The following is a 1,858-nucleotide window of genomic DNA, read 5'->3' on the forward strand; positions in this document are numbered from 1 at the left end:
CGGTGGATATTTTGCGGCGTGGTGGCTTGGATGTGACCACTGTTTCTGTTGCTGCTACATTGCAGGTGTCGGGAGCGCATGGCATTCCGGTGGTGGCTGACGCGCTGTTTGCGGAGGTGGATTTTTCCGGCGGCGATTTGCTGGTATTGCCCGGCGGCGGTTCCGGAACGAAAAATTTGAACGCCCACGAGGGTCTGAAAAATCTGCTCAAACAACATGCCGCAGCAGGCAAAAAAATTGCAGCGATTTGTGCAGCACCAATGGTGCTTGGCGGCTTAGGGCTGCTGCAAGGCAAACGAGCCACCTGCTACCCCGGCATGGAAAATACGCTACAAGGTGCCACAATCGCAGATGCAAGCGTTGTGAAAGACGGCAACATCATCACCGGAAAGGGTCCGGGCTACACATTCGAGTTTGCGCTGGCACTCGTGGCAGAGTTGCAAGGGCAGGCAAAAGAAGAAGCAGGAGCAGCAGAACTACTGCACCCGACCAACCATAAACCTCTTCTTTCGTAAACTCCTTCATCATTCTAACTCATAATATTTGTCATTGCGGGCTTGACCCGCAATCCCTCATTCTACATTGCTCAATGTGGTCGCGTCACCAAAATCATCTTGAAATGATTTTGATTGGCAATATCCAACAATTTCACCACTTCCGCGTATGGAATTGTCTCGTCGGCATAGAGCGCGACATACATCTCATTATTTTGGGCGTAGCACTTTTGCAAAAAAGGCACGATGTCGTCAAAATTGACCCGTTTTTCTTTTTCCCTGTCGTATGCCACATAATAACGGAGGTTTTTGTCGATTGTCACGCGCGAAAGTGGCTTGGCAGATGTCTGCTGGGCACTTTGGGGCAACATCACCTTGATGGCGTTCGGCGTCACCACCGTGGACGTAATCATGAAAAATATGAGCAACAAAAAAATCATATCCGTCATGGACGACATATTGAACTCCGCAGTCAGTTTGTTTTTTCTCTTAATTCCCATCTGTTCAATGTTTTTTATTCATCGTCTTCTGTTAATTCCCGTGACTGCCGAACGGGTCTGGATTCGGGCTTAGGAACCACAAATGCGGGCTGCTGCATGGTCACAAACCCTCTGGAATGTTCCGACACTTTGGCGACTTCCGTTTCGTTCACAATATCCATGAAATCCATAATTTGCGAATCCATCTTGGTAGTTACCACATTTAACTTGGCTTGCAGGAAGTTGTACAAAAACAGTGCGGGAATACCCACAAACAAACCGGCAACAGTGGTTACAAGTGCTTCGTAAATGCCTGACGACAAGTTAGTTATGTCTACATTGCTACCGGCGTTTGCCATCGCAAAAAAAGCTTTGACCATCCCGGTCACGGTTCCGAAAAAGCCCAGCATCGGCGCAACAGCAGCCGTGGTCGCCACCCAGAAAAAGCCCTTTTCCAGCTTGGAAATTTCGATAGCCCCTTGATTTTCAATGGCAAACAGGATGTCGCTCGCCGGATGTCCGATGCGCTGCAACCCTTTTTCCACCATCCGCGAATAGGGCGTGTCATTGCGCTTGCACAATTTGGAGGCAGCCTCCACATTGCCCTCATGCAGATAGTCGTTGATACGCGACATAAACGTGATGTCTTTTTGCGACACCTTATTAATCACCATGATGCGCTCGATAAAGATAGCGACGGACACCAGCAACAGGAGCAGAATCGGCACCATAATCCAACCCCCCTTAGTCGCTAACTCAAGGATGTTCATCTTCACTTCCACCACAGGTATCTGTGCCTCCACTTCTGTGGCAAATCCCTCTGCCTGTGCCTGAATAAAACCTAATATGTTCATACGATTTAAAATTTTTGTGCAAAGGTACGAA

At 48.6% G+C, this 1,858-nt stretch carries 3 protein-coding genes; 1 reads left to right on the plus strand and 2 read right to left on the minus strand.

Going from position 1 to position 1,858, the window contains the following annotated elements:
- Window positions 1–2 precede the first annotated feature (2 nt).
- The gene (locus ASC50_RS06545; RefSeq protein ID WP_056928851.1) at window positions 3–515 is read left to right on the plus strand and encodes a DJ-1 family glyoxalase III; all 513 of its coding nucleotides are present in this window, start codon (window positions 3–5) and stop codon (window positions 513–515) included.
- 71 nt (window positions 516–586) lie between these two features.
- On the opposite strand, the gene ASC50_RS06550 is transcribed toward ASC50_RS06545, so the two are convergent.
- Window positions 587–994, minus strand: a complete 408-nt coding sequence (locus ASC50_RS06550) for an ExbD/TolR family protein (protein WP_055431598.1) — start codon at window positions 992–994, stop codon at window positions 587–589.
- Window positions 995–1,008: 14 nt separating this feature from the next.
- Window positions 1,009–1,827, minus strand: a complete 819-nt coding sequence (locus ASC50_RS06555) for a MotA/TolQ/ExbB proton channel family protein (protein ID WP_082592127.1) — start codon at window positions 1,825–1,827, stop codon at window positions 1,009–1,011.
- Window positions 1,828–1,858: the final 31 nt, after the last annotated feature.

Source organism: Candidatus Symbiothrix dinenymphae (genome assembly GCF_001431085.1).